The 14,406-nt window shown below is 52.1% G+C and carries 11 protein-coding genes and 1 other RNA gene; 7 read left to right on the top strand and 5 right to left on the bottom strand.

Annotation, left to right across the window (positions count from 1 at the left end):
• The first annotated feature begins 180 nt into the window (after positions 1-180).
• Positions 181-1,608, top strand: coding sequence for an exodeoxyribonuclease I (sbcB, locus tag J1785_RS11445; protein WP_217219436.1), 1,428 nt, complete (start codon positions 181-183; stop codon positions 1,606-1,608).
• 421 nt (positions 1,609-2,029) lie between these two features.
• A non-coding RNA gene (locus tag J1785_RS11440) (RtT sRNA) lies at positions 2,030-2,112 on the top strand.
• A 296-nt stretch (positions 2,113-2,408) separates the two neighbouring features.
• Here J1785_RS11440 and J1785_RS11435 read toward each other — a convergent pair.
• On the bottom strand, positions 2,409-3,785 hold the full coding sequence (locus J1785_RS11435; RefSeq protein WP_217219435.1) for an APC family permease: 1,377 nt from the start codon (positions 3,783-3,785) through the stop codon (positions 2,409-2,411).
• A 516-nt stretch (positions 3,786-4,301) separates the two neighbouring features.
• Positions 4,302-5,726 (bottom strand): glutamine synthetase family protein, encoded by a 1,425-nt coding sequence (locus J1785_RS11430; protein WP_217219437.1) that lies wholly within the window; start codon positions 5,724-5,726, stop codon positions 4,302-4,304.
• A gap of 359 nt (positions 5,727-6,085) precedes the next feature.
• Here J1785_RS11430 and puuD point away from each other — a divergent pair, with 359 nt between their 5' ends.
• The 3 genes from puuD to J1785_RS11415 are packed head-to-tail and all read left to right on the top strand — an operon-like array spanning position 6,086 to position 8,815.
• Positions 6,086-6,889 (top strand): gamma-glutamyl-gamma-aminobutyrate hydrolase, encoded by an 804-nt coding sequence (puuD, locus tag J1785_RS11425; RefSeq protein WP_129952552.1) that lies wholly within the window; start codon positions 6,086-6,088, stop codon positions 6,887-6,889.
• Positions 6,890-6,893: 4 nt separating this feature from the next.
• Positions 6,894-7,451, top strand: a complete 558-nt coding sequence (puuR, locus tag J1785_RS11420; RefSeq protein WP_129952551.1) for an HTH-type transcriptional regulator PuuR — start codon at positions 6,894-6,896, stop codon at positions 7,449-7,451.
• Positions 7,452-7,501: 50 nt separating this feature from the next.
• Positions 7,502-8,815, top strand: a complete 1,314-nt coding sequence (locus J1785_RS11415; protein WP_217139115.1) for an NAD(P)/FAD-dependent oxidoreductase — start codon at positions 7,502-7,504, stop codon at positions 8,813-8,815.
• Positions 8,816-8,877: 62 nt separating this feature from the next.
• On the opposite strand, the gene J1785_RS11410 is transcribed toward J1785_RS11415, so the two are convergent.
• A complete protein-coding gene (locus J1785_RS11410; RefSeq protein ID WP_165383713.1) occupies positions 8,878-9,072 on the bottom strand; it encodes a hypothetical protein in 195 nt (64 codons plus the stop codon).
• A 193-nt stretch (positions 9,073-9,265) separates the two neighbouring features.
• Here J1785_RS11410 and J1785_RS11405 point away from each other — a divergent pair, with 193 nt between their 5' ends.
• Positions 9,266-10,993 carry a potassium/proton antiporter gene (locus J1785_RS11405; protein WP_129952548.1) on the top strand — a complete coding sequence of 576 codons (1,728 nt, stop codon included), beginning with the start codon at positions 9,266-9,268 and terminating at the stop codon, positions 10,991-10,993.
• Positions 10,994-11,061: 68 nt separating this feature from the next.
• On the opposite strand, the gene J1785_RS11400 is transcribed toward J1785_RS11405, so the two are convergent.
• The gene (locus J1785_RS11400; RefSeq protein WP_217219434.1) at positions 11,062-11,991 is read right to left on the bottom strand and encodes a DUF7916 family protein; all 930 of its coding nucleotides are present in this window, start codon (positions 11,989-11,991) and stop codon (positions 11,062-11,064) included.
• Between the two features lie 13 nt (positions 11,992-12,004).
• A complete protein-coding gene (gene nagE, locus J1785_RS11395) occupies positions 12,005-13,387 on the bottom strand; it encodes an N-acetylglucosamine-specific PTS transporter subunit IIBC (protein WP_217219433.1) in 1,383 nt (460 codons plus the stop codon).
• Between the two features lie 237 nt (positions 13,388-13,624).
• Here nagE and J1785_RS11390 point away from each other — a divergent pair, with 237 nt between their 5' ends.
• The gene (locus J1785_RS11390; protein ID WP_217219432.1) at positions 13,625-14,374 is read left to right on the top strand and encodes a GntR family transcriptional regulator; all 750 of its coding nucleotides are present in this window, start codon (positions 13,625-13,627) and stop codon (positions 14,372-14,374) included.
• The last annotated feature ends 32 nt before the right edge of the window (positions 14,375-14,406 follow it).

The raw sequence follows: 14,406 nt of genomic DNA, 5'->3' as shown, positions 1-14,406 counted from the left end.
GTTCATTTGTCACCGGGAGCCATGATAATGTTATGTAAACAGACAAACCATTTTTCTCCGAGCATTGTTGGCAAACCGGACTCAGCAGACTCTATCTGATAGAATACTGAGTGGCGATACGCCTGGTTGACGCACTGGTTTGGACAGTAAAATACATACGAATTTAGGCACAATAAAATTATGTCAGATAAGCCGCAAAAAACGTTCTACTTCCACGATTATGAAACCTTTGGTAAAAACCCGGCGCTGGATCGTCCGGCGCAGTTTGCCGGGGTAAGAACTGACGAAGATTTCAATATCATCGAAGAACCGTTGGTGATTTATTGCCGCCCTTCTGATGATTATCTGCCTGAACCTGAAGCAGTGATGATTACCGGCATCACGCCACAAATTGCCCTGGAGCGCGGTGTGATTGAAGCCGAGTTTACCGCGCAAATTCACCAGGCATTCAGCGTGCCGGGCACCTGCATTGTTGGTTATAACAATATCCGTTTTGACGATGAAGTCAGCCGGAATATCCTTTATCGTAACTTTTACGACCCGTATGCCTACAGCTGGCAAAACGGCAATTCCCGCTGGGATTTACTGGATGTAATGCGCGCCTGTTATGCGCTGCGTCCGGAAGGCATCAACTGGCCGGAAAATGATGATGGCTTCCCGAGTTTCCGTCTTGAACATCTGACCAAAGCCAATGGTATCGAACATGAAAATGCGCACGATGCCATGGCCGACGTTTACGCGACTATCGCCATGGCGAAACTGGTGAAGCAGGCGCAGCCGCGTCTGTTCAGTTTTCTGCTTGAACACCGCAGCAAACATAAACTTAATACCCTGATTGATATTCCTGCCATGGCGCCGCTGGTGCATGTTTCCGGTATGTTCGGCGCTGCACGGGGTAATACCGCATGGGTAGCACCACTGGCGTGGCATCCTGAGAATAAGAATGCGGTGATCATGTGTGACCTCGCCGGTGATATGTCGACGTTGTTAGATCTCAGTCCTGATGAAATGCGTGAACGCCTGTACAGCCGCCGCGATGCTTTGCAGGCCGGACAATCTCCGCTGCCGATCAAACTGGTGCATATCAATAAATGTCCGGTGCTGGCTCCGGCCAAGACATTGTTACCGGAAAATGCCGAACGCCTGGGGATCGACCGTCAGCGCTGCCTGGAAAATCTGCAATTGCTACGTCAAAATCCGCAGGTGCGCGAGAAAGTGGTCACGATGTTTGCTGAAGCTGAACCCTTTACCCCGTCCGATGACGTGGACGCCCGCCTTTATGACGGTTTCTTCAGCGATGCCGATCGCGCGGCCATGCGCATCATTCTGGAAACCCGTCCGGAGAACCTTCCCGCGCTGGATCTGACTTTTAACGATGCGCGCATTGAGCCCCTGTTGTTCCGTTTCCGTGCACGCAACTACCCCGCCACGCTTACCGATGCCGAGCAAAAGCGCTGGACGTTGCACCGGCAGGAGAAACTGACGGACGAACGTGTGCAGGCGTACATTTTAGAGCTTGAATCACTCTATAACTGGCATGAGGGGGATGCTGAGAAGATAGCGCTTCTCAAGGCGCTGTTTGAATATGGGAAGAAACTGGTGGGTTAATTTTTGGGGATTCCCCAACGACCCCTTCTGGAATAGTGAAAATTTCGGTTTCTCAAAATCAGTGAGTTACCGACGTTAAAAACTGACCGAGTAAATTTCGGTTTCTCACGTACAATGATCACTTAACTCGTTGCGCCGAAACCGCCCAAAGGAGGGAGTGCTTCCCCTCCTTTGGATTCCTCCGCGCTTTTTTACTGCGCGCTATCGCAAGTACGACGGACATGTTCTGTCACTTAAGCGAGTGGCGCAAAATGTCATCGCTGCGCGATTCCCGAATTTCAGGTTTCGAGCCATAGGTCTCGAACCGTTCATTCGGTGCCATTTTTGAGCACGCCAATCCACTTTTCTAAAAGATAAACATCAGTTTGATGTTGAATTTAAGATCGTGCGGGCGATTCAGAAATCTTGCTGAACGGAGCGGCTTCGAGACCTATGGCTCGGGTCGAGCTGTGCGAGACAACGTCACGAAGTGACGGCCCGAAGGGCGAGGCCACAGGCCGAGTAACACCGAGAGAAGGTACCGCACAGCGGCAAGATTTCCAGCCTGTCGCAATAGCACCTGAAACATTGTAACAAGCGAAGCGCGCAGTGAAAAAAGCGAGGAGAGTCGAGAGAGGAAAAGCACTTTCCTCTCTCGTCGGTTTCGGCACGAAAAGCCGTATGATAACTGTTGTTGAAAAACCGAAACTTTCACTAAGCTACTTTAAAAGCCTGTTTTGCAGAGGCTTGCTGCAAATTAGAGCCGCCATTGCAGCGGCCATCTGCAAAGAAAGTTTCCTGCCCTTTTCAAAGGGCAAAAATCACGCTTCCGGTGCTATTTCCCCGCTCATCTGCGGCGGCTGCTTGCGAAACGCTTTGGTGATAAACGCCAGATACCCCAGACCAATCGCTCCCCAGACTAAGCCCAGTGTCATCGAGCTCGATTCCAGATTCAGCCACAACGCACCGACGGTCAGTGCACCAATCACCGGCAGGATCAGGTAATTGACGTGATCTTTGAATGTACGGTTACGTTTTTCACGAATGTAGAATTGTGAAATCACCGACAGGTTCACGAAGGTGAACGCCACCAGCGCGCCGAAGTTGATCAGCGCCGTCGCCGTAACCAGATCAAAGGTCACCGCAGACATCGCCACAACGCCAACCAGCAAGACGTTGAATGTCGGGGTGCGCCATTTCGGATGCACATAACCGAACAGTTTTTCCGGGAATACACCATCGCGACCCATCACATATAACAGTCGGGAAACCCCGGCGTGGGCAGCCATGCCGGATGCCAGAACGGTTACACAGCTGAAACACAGAATGACGGACTGGAAGAACTTGCCTGCCACATACAGCATGATTTCAGGCTGAGACGCGTCCGGATCTTTAAAGCGCGAGATGTCCGGGAAGTACAGTTGCAGGAAGTAAGACACCACCACGAAGATGATGCCCCCGATCAGCGCGGTCAGGAAAATCGCTTTCGGGATCACTTTGCCCGCGTTCGGGGTTTCTTCAGACAACGAACTGATGCCGTCAAAGCCCAGGAACGAGAAGCACAGGATAGTCGCTCCGGTAATCATTGGCACCACATGCGCATTCTCACTGAAGAATGGCTTAGTCGTTGCCAGTGTGCCCATGCCCTCGCCCATGTAGACGCCACGAACTAACAGGCCCAGGAAGACCACCATGATCGCCACCTGCACGACAACAATGATGCTGTTGAGGTTTGCGACGATTTTGATGCCACGCAGGTTGAACGCGGTCATCATGCCGACCAGGGCTACGACAAAGATCCACGACGGCACGCCCGGGAAGATGGCTTCCAGGTAGATTTTCGCCAGCAGAATGTTGATCATCGGCATGAACAGATAGTCCAGCAAAGATGACCAGCCGACCATGAAGCCGACGTGCGGGCTGATAGCTTTTTGCGCGTAAGTGTAAGCAGAACCGGCAGACGGGAATCGCTGCACCAGCTTGCCGTAACTGACGGCGGTAAACAGGACGGCAATCAACGCGAAGATATACGCCGTCGCAACGTGGCCATCGGTCAGGCCGGAAACGATACCGAAGGTATCAAAAATGGTCATCGGCTGCAGATAGGCGAGGCCCATCATCACAACCTGAACCAATGTCAGGGTTTTACGCAGTTGTACACGCTGGGTGGCCGGAGCGGTAGTAGCATTAGCAGACATGGTTCAGCCCTCCCTGGATTGCAAATACCGGGCGCTTAAACGCCTCTGAAAGCAACGTACAGGGAAAACTTCGGGAGTTATTACCAGTAAACGGGGGAGTGATCTTCACCTCGCTGAACGCGGAGATGAAGGCTGTGCGAATGTGGCCGCAGCTGAAAGTAGCACCGGCGGGTACCGGTACAGGTTTGAAGTATTGCCCCATGTTACATTTCCTCATAGTGGCGACCGGTTTTAATTTGGGATCGCACACGAACCTTGTTATCTATCCGGATCTGGGTCCGGCCTCTGTTGAATTAGTTGGGTACTGCATATACAAAAAAAATAACCGGCGCCTTTAAGCGTCGGTTATCTGCAGTGCGGCGTATTTTGCACAAATCACGCATAAATGACAACATTCAGAGGCGTTGCGTTACAAATTCTTTTCGCGTTCAAAACATTCACGCACAGATCCCCCCTGTATGGGCGTGGCAACACTTAAGGCTTAACCTTTTACACAGTGCCAGGCACGCCCGGGAATCAGGCATTTTTCAGCATCCAGTCGATTTCCGTTTCCGTTACTCTTCTCTCAAATTGCAGAAGTTCATCGGATTTACAGGTGTGATAGACCTGCGAGAAACGCTCCCCGAGGATCTTTTTCAGTGCCGGTTGTTCATCAAAATCATACAATGCATCGCTCTGGCGGATAGGCAGCGGAATACCCTCCTGTTCCAGACCGTTACCGGTAACCGGTTCAGGTAATGGCAAATCGTTATCCAGTCCATACAGCATGCCTGCCAGCACCGTGGCAACCACTAAATACGGGTTAGCATCCGCACCCGCGACGCGGTATTCCACACGGTGGTCTGCTGTTCCGCTGCAAGGCACCCGAAGTGCAACGGTACGGTTATTGTGTCCCCATGAAGCCTGGGTCGGCACATACATGCCCGGCTGGAAGCGGCGGAAAGCATTCACGTTCGGCGCCAGTAATGCCATGGATGCAGGCATCAGCGCAATCATTCCGGCAAGGGAGCGTTTCATCAGGTCAGAATCGTCGCCACCGGCACCGGCAAACAGGTTTTTACCGTTGTCATCGAGCACGCTGAGATGGATATGCATCCCGCTGCCCGCGTATTCATCGTAGGGTTTCGCCATAAAAGTGGCGTCCATATCATGATTCTCTGCCACCAGACGCACCAGACGTTTGAGCATCAGGGCGTGATCACAGGCGCGCAGAATATTTTCGCTGTGGTGCAAATTGATTTCGAATTGTCCCGGTGAGGACTCTGCTACCGCCCCGTCCGCCGGTAAACCCTGAATGTGAGCCAGGCGATCAATGTCACTGAGCACATCGGCAAAGTGATCGAGATTATCTACGGAGTAAACCTGAGTATGCATACTGCGTTCCTGCGTCCCCGGCGTACAAGGTGGCTGAATATAACCTTCGGCATCGCGCTGCCTGTCGAGCAGATAGAACTCCAGCTCTACCGCTACCACCGGAAACAGACCCCGCTGGCGCAATGTTTGCCAGATATGATTAAGCACATTGCGTGGTTCAACGTTAAAGGGAGTGCCATCTTCGTCAAGCATGGTCAGAAGCAGCTGACCGGTATGTTCAGGATCGGAGGCGGAGGGCGTTAAGGTACCGGGAACAGGCACACAGACATGGTCGGGTTCGCCCAGTTCCTGGCCTAATCCGGCTTCTTCCACGACATTACCGAGAATGTCCATGGCGAAGACCGATGCCGGGAAGTAACAACCTTTTTCGAGTTTTCGAAGTGCTGAGACGGGAATGCGTTTGCCGCGGAAGGAGCCATTGAGATCGGTGAGCAGGACGTCGACGTGAAGAGTTTGCGGATGACGCTCCAGGTATTCAGACACTTCATCCTGGAACGCGCTACTTCGCTCTTCAACGTGCTTAGCGAGGGGTTCAGTCCCGCTAATCTCTTTCTTGATTTCTTTCATCAGTTCAGTCGCTTGCATAGGTTTTCCGCCATTTGCTGGTTTCCGGCATATCAGGCCCCACCATGGTGCCAGCCGGCTATCTTTACCGGGTCATCACTGTGTTCAACGCTGTGCTCTCATGGAGTCGGGATCCTCTCAGTTATGCTCAAAAAAACGCTTTTTTTGCTCAAAATAACAGCCATATTATTAACCCTAGCCTCAACATTAATTTTTTGCAACATCTACATTCCCGTAACATATCCGTTTGAAAAGCGAGCATAGCGCTGCTAAATTGGTCAATGAAAGGTCAATATTCTGAACAGAGACGTGCGGGGAGGCGCGTGCTGTCAGTCAATTCATCTACTCAACGAGGCGGTATTATGGGCAATATATTTTCCACGGCATCTGCGGGAAAAGAGACGCGCTACAGACCGGTCATTGGGGTAGTCATGTGCGAAAACACGGTTGATGAAAACCCTGCCCTCACTGTCCATGAAAAGTATCTGGACGCTATTTTCAACGCCGATGCCCTTCCGGTTTGTTTGCCGCATGAACTGGCGGCTCGCGAAGGCGCGATAGATCAGATTCTGCGCGGTCTGGACGGCATCTTCCTCACCGGCAGCCCCAGCAATATTGAACCTCATCAGTACGGTGAAGAAGGTGTCGAGGAGCTGGCCGATCCCGGCCGCGACCGCCTGAGTTTACAACTCATACGCGCAACGCTGGATAAGAAGATCCCGCTCTTTGCAGCCTGCCGCGGTTTGCAGGAGCTGGTGGTGGCCACCGGCGGCAGTCTGCACCGCAAAGTACAGGAGGTGCCGGGCTATATGGATCACCGCGAAGATACCAGCCTGCCACATGACAATCAGTATGATCTCGTGCATCCGGTGCATATCGAACCGGGGGGCTTACTTTCAGAATTACTACCCGATTATCAGCAATTTCAGGTGAATTCTCTCCATGGTCAGGGGGCTAACCGTCTGGGTGAAGCACTGACCGTGGAAGCGCGCGCACCGGACAATCTGGTGGAAGCCGTGAGTGTCCGCAATCATCCGTTTGCCCTTGGTGTGCAATGGCATCCGGAATGGCACAGTCTGACTGACCCGGTGTCGCGTCAGCTGTTTAACGCTTTTATCGCTGCCTGTCGCAAGGGCCATCAGGCCCGGAGCGTACGAGAGGAATAAACGGATGAGCGAAGTCAGTCTGGCGCCTGGTCGCCGGCTTTCTGAAATTCGCCAGCAACTTGGGATGTCACAACGCAAAGCCGCCGAGTTGTCTGGCCTGACACACAGCGCCATCAGCACCATCGAACAGGATAAAGTCAGCCCCGCCGTGAGTACGTTGCAGAAGTTATTGCGGGTTTACGGGCTGTCACTTTCGGAGTTTTTCGCCGAAGAGCATAAAAGTAACGCGCCGCAAATCGTGATTAATGCGGCGGATTTAATCGAAATCGGCAGTCGTGGCGTCTCCATGCGAATGGTGCACAACGGCACGCTAAACCACAGTGTCGCCATGCTGCTGGAGACCTATCAGCCCGGCAGCACCACGGGCGACAAAATCAAACATCAGGGCGAGGAAGTCGGCACCCTGTTAGAAGGAGAAATCATCTTAACCGTCAATGGTCAACGTTACCCGCTGCGTGCGGGACAAAGTTATGCCATTAACACGGCTGACCCTCACAGTTTCAGTAATATTTCGTCGCGGATTTGCAGGATTGTCAGCGCACATACGCCTAATACCTTCTAGTTGTCACCGGCTCAGTACGTGGCAACGGGAACCTCAGGAAGGATGTCATCATGAGTGCCCAAACAGGAAGTCCCCGCGTGGCCGGGGTGCCACATACCGACAGCTACTACGCCAGTTCCGTCAACAAACACGCGCCGTGGCCGGAACTGACAGACAATATTGAGTGCGATGTTTGTATTGTCGGTGCAGGCTATACCGGCATTTCGTCTGCTTTATATTTGTGTGAGGCCGGTTACGACGTGGTGGTGCTTGAAGCCGCGCGCGTGGGCTGGGGGGCCAGCGGGCGCAATGGCGGCCAGGTAGTCAACTCTTATAGCCGCGATATTGATGTGATCGAAGACCGCTACGGACGTCAGACCGCGGATATGCTCGGCAGTATGATGTTTGAAGGTGCGAACATTATTCGCCAGCGTATCGACCAGTATGCCATCGACTGCGATTATCGCCCCGGCTGTATTTTTGCCGCGCTGAGTACCCGTCAGTTGTCGAAGCTGCGCGAACAGCAAAAGTTATGGAACCGTTACGGCCACACTCAACTGACACTGCTGGATGAAACCGCCGTGCGTCGCGAAATCGCCACCGATCGCTACGTGGGCGGGCTGCTGGATAAAAATGGCGGTCATCTTCATCCGCTGAATCTGGTGTTGGGTGAAGCCGAAGCGGTGCGCCGTCATGGCGGACGTATATATGAGGGCTCCGCTGTCACGCGCATTGATCACGGGGAACCGGCATTAGTGCACACAGCCCGAGGTCAGGTGAAAGCCAAATATGTGATTCTGGCAGGTAATGCCTATCTCAGTCAGCAACTGGCGCCCCGCCTCACACGTCTGAGCATGCCGTGTGGCTCGCAGATCATCGCAACCGAACCCTTGTCCGATGACATGGCGCTGTCATTGTTGCCCAACAATTATTGCGTAGAAGACTGTAATTATCTGCTCGATTATTTCCGCCTTACCGCTGATAAGCGAATGCTGTATGGTGGCGGCGTGACATACGGCGGCAAAAATCCGCCCAATATCGATTCAGTGATCCTGCCCAAACTCAACCGTACTTTCCCGCAGCTTAAGGGCGTGAAGATCGATTATCGCTGGGGCGGCAATTTCCTGCTGACGTTATCACGCCTGCCGCAGTTTGGCCGGCTGGAAAATAACATTTATTACATGCAGGGTGACAGCGGGCATGGCGTTACGCTAACGCATCTGGCCGGAAAGCTCATCACCGAAATGTTGCGTGGCGATGCTGAACGCTTCGATGCGTTTGCGCGTTTGCCGCACATGCCTTTCTTCGGTGGCCGCAATTTTCAGGTCCCGTTTACCATGCTGGGCGCAGCCTATTATTCTCTGCGCGATCGCTTAGGCGTCTGACCCTTTTATCCTGTTGAAATCATGAAAAAACCCCGCTGTTTCGCAGCGGGGAGCTCTGTTCCTCAGGCTTTGCCCGCGACCGGGAATTCACTGTCAGTCTCAACTTCGGGCAACTCATTCAGATCTGGCTCGATCCCTTGCGAAATATAATCTTTTGCTGCAACTGACTGTTCATTGCCTTGCGCATCGCGGATAAGAACATGTTTTATCGCGCCATCTTTCATCACCTCGCGGTGTACACCGGTAAATTCACTCATTGTGGTTTCCTTTTGTATGCACTGCATATAAACCTCACTCCTCTTTAAGCATAGTTTTTTATTTTTAAGTGCAACTAATAAAAATCCTAAATGACCTCAGCAACGCGATCATTTTCCTGATAAATTAAAGGCATTGTCACTGATGACGATACCGCGCACCCCGCTCCATTCATGCCTTACAAGGAGAACGCTCTTGGACGCCAGCACGATTAATACTCTTTTCTTTATTGGCGCCCTGTTAGTCGCAGCGAGCATTTTGCTCAGTTCGTTCTCTTCTAAGCTTGGCATCCCTATTTTGGTCATTTTCCTGGCGATCGGCATGCTGGCGGGCGTCGACGGAATTGGCGGTATTGCCTTCGATAATTACCCCGCCGCCTATCTGATCAGTAACCTGGCGCTGGCGGTAATTTTGCTGGACGGCGGGATGCGTACGCGGGCCTCTTCCTTTCGTGTTGCCCTGTGGCCTGCCCTGTCTCTGGCGACAATCGGTGTCCTGATTACCGCCGGGTTGACCGGGCTGGCCGCCGCATGGTTGTTCAATATCAACCTGATGCAGGGTTTACTGATTGGCGCAATTATCGGTTCAACCGATGCGGCAGCCGTCTTCTCGCTGATCGGGGGTAAAGGTCTGAACGAACGTGTCAGCGCCACGCTGGAAATTGAATCCGGCAGCAACGACCCGATGGCGGTATTTCTGACCATCACCCTGATCGACATGATATCTAAAGGTGAACAGGGCCTTAGCCTGATGTTTGTTGTTGATGTGGTGCGCCAGTTTGGCCTCGGCATCGTATTTGGTGTGGGCGGCGGCTGGCTGCTGCACAAGCTGATTAATAAGATTACGCTGGCGACCGGGCTGTATCCGCTGCTGGCATTCAGCGGGGGTTTGCTGGTGTACGCGGCAACCATGTCACTGGAAGGCAGCGGCATTCTGGCGGTGTATCTGTGCGGCCTGATGCTCGGCAATATGCCCATCCGCAACCGTCACGGTATTTTACAAACCTTTGACGGGCTGGCCTGGCTCAGCCAGATTGGTATGTTCCTGGTGCTGGGTTTGTTGCTGACGCCAAGCGATCTGTTGCCCATTGCTGTCGCAGCGCTGGCACTGTCATTGTGGATGATTCTGCTGGCACGCCCGCTGTCGGTGTTTGTCAGTCTGATCCCGTTCAAAAACTTTACCTTGCGTGAGCGCTTCTTTATTTCCTGGGTCGGGCTGCGTGGCGCAGTGCCGATCATTCTGGCAGTGTTCCCGATGATGGCCGGACTGCCTAACGCCACACTGTATTTTAATGTCGCCTTCTTTATCGTGCTGGTTTCCTTGCTGCTTCAGGGCACATCCTTAGGCTTTGCGGCCAAAAAAGCCAAAGTGCTGGTGCCGCCGCAACCAACGCCGATTTCACGCGTCGGGCTGGATATCGATGTTTATAACGACTGGGAACAATTTGTCTATCAGCTCGGTTCCGACAAATGGTGCGTCGGTGCCGCACTGCGTGATCTGCAAATGCCCCAGGCGACACGCATTGCGGCGCTGTTCCGTGGCAAAGAAATGCTGCATCCGACCGGCAGTACACGTCTGAAGGAAGGCGATATTCTTTGTGTGATCGGCCAGGAAAAAGACTTACCGGAGCTCGGCAAGTTGTTCAGTGACAGCAATAAAGTGGTGCTTGATGACCGTTTCTTTGGTGATTTCATTTTGCAGGCTGATGCGCCGCTGGATGCGATTTCCCAGCTGTATGGTCTGAATCTGGAAGAGACGGTCGATCAGTCGCAAACCCTGGGGCATTTCGTGATCAATCTGCTCGGTGGCGAACCGGTTATCGGTGACCATATCGAATGGGACGGGCTGACGTGGACAATTGCGGAAATGGAGGGGAACCGGGTAAGCAAAGTCGGTGTCAGGATTGTAACGCAGAAGGCCTGAAAAGTAGTTTTATCGAAAGTTTCCGCCAGATAATACAAATCCCGGTCTCACACCGGGATTTGTTCAGATTAGCGGTTAATCGATCTCGCCATGCGGGTATACGTATGGCGTACACCGCGGATCGCAATACTGTAAGCCATGATATTCTCGGGCAGTGCGATCCCCATATAACCTGTATCGCCAATGTGATGCAAATCAGCCCCGGCCATTTTGCTCATCAGCGCAATTTGCCGCACCGTACTGACATCAGCGCCTTCCTGGGATGTCCCGATGGTTGTCATCGCCAGCGCCCCGTGCGCATGTGCACAGGCAATCAGCGACGTGACTTTTTCCTGACTCATCCCCGGAACAGTCCCCGGAGCAGGGATCAGAACAACATCTGCACCCTGTGAGGCAAACCAGGCAACATCTTCTTCGCTGATAATGGCAGCACCACTTTCCCGTACCACACCGGCACCGTGCATTTTACCCGTGATCACTACAGCGTGGTCTCCGACAGTCTGACGAATATCATTGATCGCCAGTCCCAGCGCGCGGTTGCTGACACCATTGTTCGGATTGCCGGTCAGTACCAGAATTTTTGCTCCCATCTCAATCAGCTTACGGGCGTTCTCTGCCGTCGCCATCCTGCCTGGTTTCATTTTCCAGATATCGTCATGTGAGGAAGCGAATTCTAAATCGACCGCTTCCAGATTAACACCAATAATGCGACCGGTAAGTTTCTGTAATGCTTGTAAAATATGTTGAGGTGCAATATCTGCAGGTAATCCTTTGATCTCCGGACTCTCAAGGTCAAACATATTGATCAGTAAAATATCTGCACCCTGTGACGCGGCGAGCTCCGCATTGCTGACATTGTTCAGTAAAGGCTGAGTGATGGCGATCGTTTCACTGACTAACACGCGACCTTCGCTGGCACGGATAGCATAGAGAAGCGTCTCGCGGTCCATGTTAACGACATCCGAAGCACAACAATCCAGTAATCGTTTCTTTGTCATGAGAGAGATGTCCTTATTGATTTAATAATTCACGAATTTCACTGGCAATAATTTCCGCCTGCGTACCGATGATGACCTGCAGGCCTGAATCTCCACGTTTTATCACTCCCATCGCCCCCAGTTTTTTTAACGCTGGCTCCTGAATCATATCCCTGTCGACAATTTCAAGGCGCAAGCGGGTTATGCAGGCATCAACCCGTATCAGATTTTTCTTTCCGCCCAAAGCATCGAGATAGGCAGCGGCAAGCCGTGAGGAGTTAATGAAGGGACTGGCAGATTCATTCTCTTCCCCCCTGCCCGGCGTCGCAAGATTGAAACGGTGAATAAAAAACCGGAACAGGAAGTAGTAAATAAGCCCCCACAGGATGCCGACAGGCAGCATCAGCAGCGGATGAGAAGCAAGACCAAATGATAAAACATAATCTATCAGGCCGGCGGAGAAGGTAAACCCAAGCTTAATTCCCAGAAGCTGGCATACCGCCATAGAAACGCCGGTCAGTAAGGCGTGGATACTGTAGAGCAGGGGTGACAGAAACAGGAAAGTGTACTCGACAGGCTCGGTAATACCGGTCAGAAAAGTCGTCAGCGCCAGCGACAAAAACAATCCGGCAACGGCTGCACGTTTATCTTTGGGGGCGGCATGGTACATCGCCAGACAGGCTGCAGGGAGGGCAAACATAAATACGGGGAAAAAGCCGGTCATAAACGCCCCGGCAGACGGGTCGCCAGCAAAGAAACGATGAATATCACCCGTGACCGCCGCACCCTGCTCAGGAGTAAAGGTGCCAAACACAAACCAGACCAGCGAATTAACAATATGGTGCAAGCCAACTACACGGAAAATCACATTCAGGACGCCGTAAACAAATGGCCCCACCGGCCCCGACGCAACCAGCCAGTTTCCCAGAGTGTTTACGCCGTGTTGAACCGGTGCCCACGCCCACGCCAGCACCATACCCAGCAGCAGGCAGCTCAGCCCTGTCGCAATCGGGATAAACCGTTTGCCGCCAAAGAAAGCCAGATATTCGGGTAAACGGATATTCTGATAGCGATTATATAAGACTCCCGCCAGAACCCCGGTAAGAATACCCGACAATACGCCCATGTTGAGTTCCGGGTTAATCGCCTGCATCACCGATGTCAGCACCAGATAACCAATAGTCCCTGCCAGACTGGCAGCACAATGATTATCTTTTGCCAGCCCGCCGCTGATACCAATCGCGAACAATAAGGGCAGATTATCGAAAAGTGTTTGTCCTGCTTTGGTCACATAAACAATGTCAAATACGTCCGGTTGCCCCAAACGTAATAAGAGCCCGGCAACGGGTAGCACAGCGATAGGCAGCATCAACGCTTTGCCCAACCGCTGCATAATGACAAAAAAGTTCCCTTGCATAAATTCACCTGAAGTTGTTGTTCATTCTGGATAGGAAAATCGACCTTTCAGGTACCACTTATGTACCATTAAAATACCATAATGAAACTTTCGCTGTAATTCAGCCCGGTATGCTTAATGTGTGATCGTGTTGTCATTACGCAGATTTCCTATGAAAAGCACAGAGAGACACATTGTTTTTCAGTTGAATAACTGGTTCACTCTTGAATGATCCACCATGAACAATATGGATAAAAAATGACTACCTCACCCTCCAGCCTGTGGCAGCTTGATGGCAACAATAGTATGCCGCTGTATATGCAACTGATTAATTGCATTAAATCGGCGATTGACAGGAACGAGCTTCAACCGGGAGATGCGATCCCATCAGAACGTGATCTGGTCGAGTCGCTTAACATCGCGCGTGGTACGATCCGTAAGGCGTTTCAGCAATTGCTTGAGGAGGGAATACTTGTCCGCAATCAGGGCTCCGGGACTTTTGTCGCCCCGCATGTCCGCCAGTCTCTGCCGCTGCTGGAAAGTTTCAGCGAAATGGCGAATGCCAGCGGGGGAAAAGCACAAAGTGAACTGGTGGGGTATTTGCGACGGGCATCGACCCAGAAGGAACGGGAAATTCTGCGCCTGGCGGATGAGCAAAAAGAAGTCGTCGAACTGACCCGTTTACGAAAAATCAATGGCATCGCTGTTTCTCTTCAAATGGCCATTTTGCCCGCACATTTGTTAGATAAGATTAATGAACTTGATGAGTCCCTTTACCTGTATCTGGAAAAAAAAGGATCGCCGGTGCTGAGAGCGAGCCAGCATTTTAAGGCTGTGATGACAGATAGCAAACTGGCCTATTATCTGGGTATCAAAGAACATCATCCTTTGCTACTGGTGACGCGAACGGGTTACACATACCATGAGCTACCTGTGGAATACACCTGTACATGGTGTCTGAATGATTACTATGACTTTACTATCGAACTGCACCGCCCCCAAGAATAAAAAAGGACTGTTCTTAGCACACAGCTTCAACA

The sequence above is a fragment of the Rahnella perminowiae genome, assembly GCF_019049755.1.
Taxonomy (GTDB): Bacteria; Pseudomonadota; Gammaproteobacteria; order Enterobacterales; family Enterobacteriaceae; genus Rahnella; species Rahnella perminowiae.
The sequence above is the reverse complement of the archived record's forward strand: the minus strand, read 5'-3'. Positions and strand labels throughout refer to the sequence as shown.

Coding starts and splice junctions, on each gene's coding strand:
- sbcB (WP_217219436.1), top strand. CDS start 181: ATGTCAGATAAGCCGCAAAAAACGTTCTACTTCCACGATTATGAAACC.
- J1785_RS11435 (WP_217219435.1), bottom strand. CDS start 3,785: ATGTCTGCTAATGCTACTACCGCTCCGGCCACCCAGCGTGTACAACTG.
- J1785_RS11430 (WP_217219437.1), bottom strand. CDS start 5,726: ATGAAAGAAATCAAGAAAGAGATTAGCGGGACTGAACCCCTCGCTAAG.
- puuD (WP_129952552.1), top strand. CDS start 6,086: ATGGGCAATATATTTTCCACGGCATCTGCGGGAAAAGAGACGCGCTAC.
- puuR (WP_129952551.1), top strand. CDS start 6,894: ATGAGCGAAGTCAGTCTGGCGCCTGGTCGCCGGCTTTCTGAAATTCGC.
- J1785_RS11415 (WP_217139115.1), top strand. CDS start 7,502: ATGAGTGCCCAAACAGGAAGTCCCCGCGTGGCCGGGGTGCCACATACC.
- J1785_RS11410 (WP_165383713.1), bottom strand. CDS start 9,072: ATGAGTGAATTTACCGGTGTACACCGCGAGGTGATGAAAGATGGCGCG.
- J1785_RS11400 (WP_217219434.1), bottom strand. CDS start 11,991: ATGACAAAGAAACGATTACTGGATTGTTGTGCTTCGGATGTCGTTAAC.
- nagE (WP_217219433.1), bottom strand. CDS start 13,387: ATGCAAGGGAACTTTTTTGTCATTATGCAGCGGTTGGGCAAAGCGTTG.
- J1785_RS11390 (WP_217219432.1), top strand. CDS start 13,625: ATGACTACCTCACCCTCCAGCCTGTGGCAGCTTGATGGCAACAATAGT.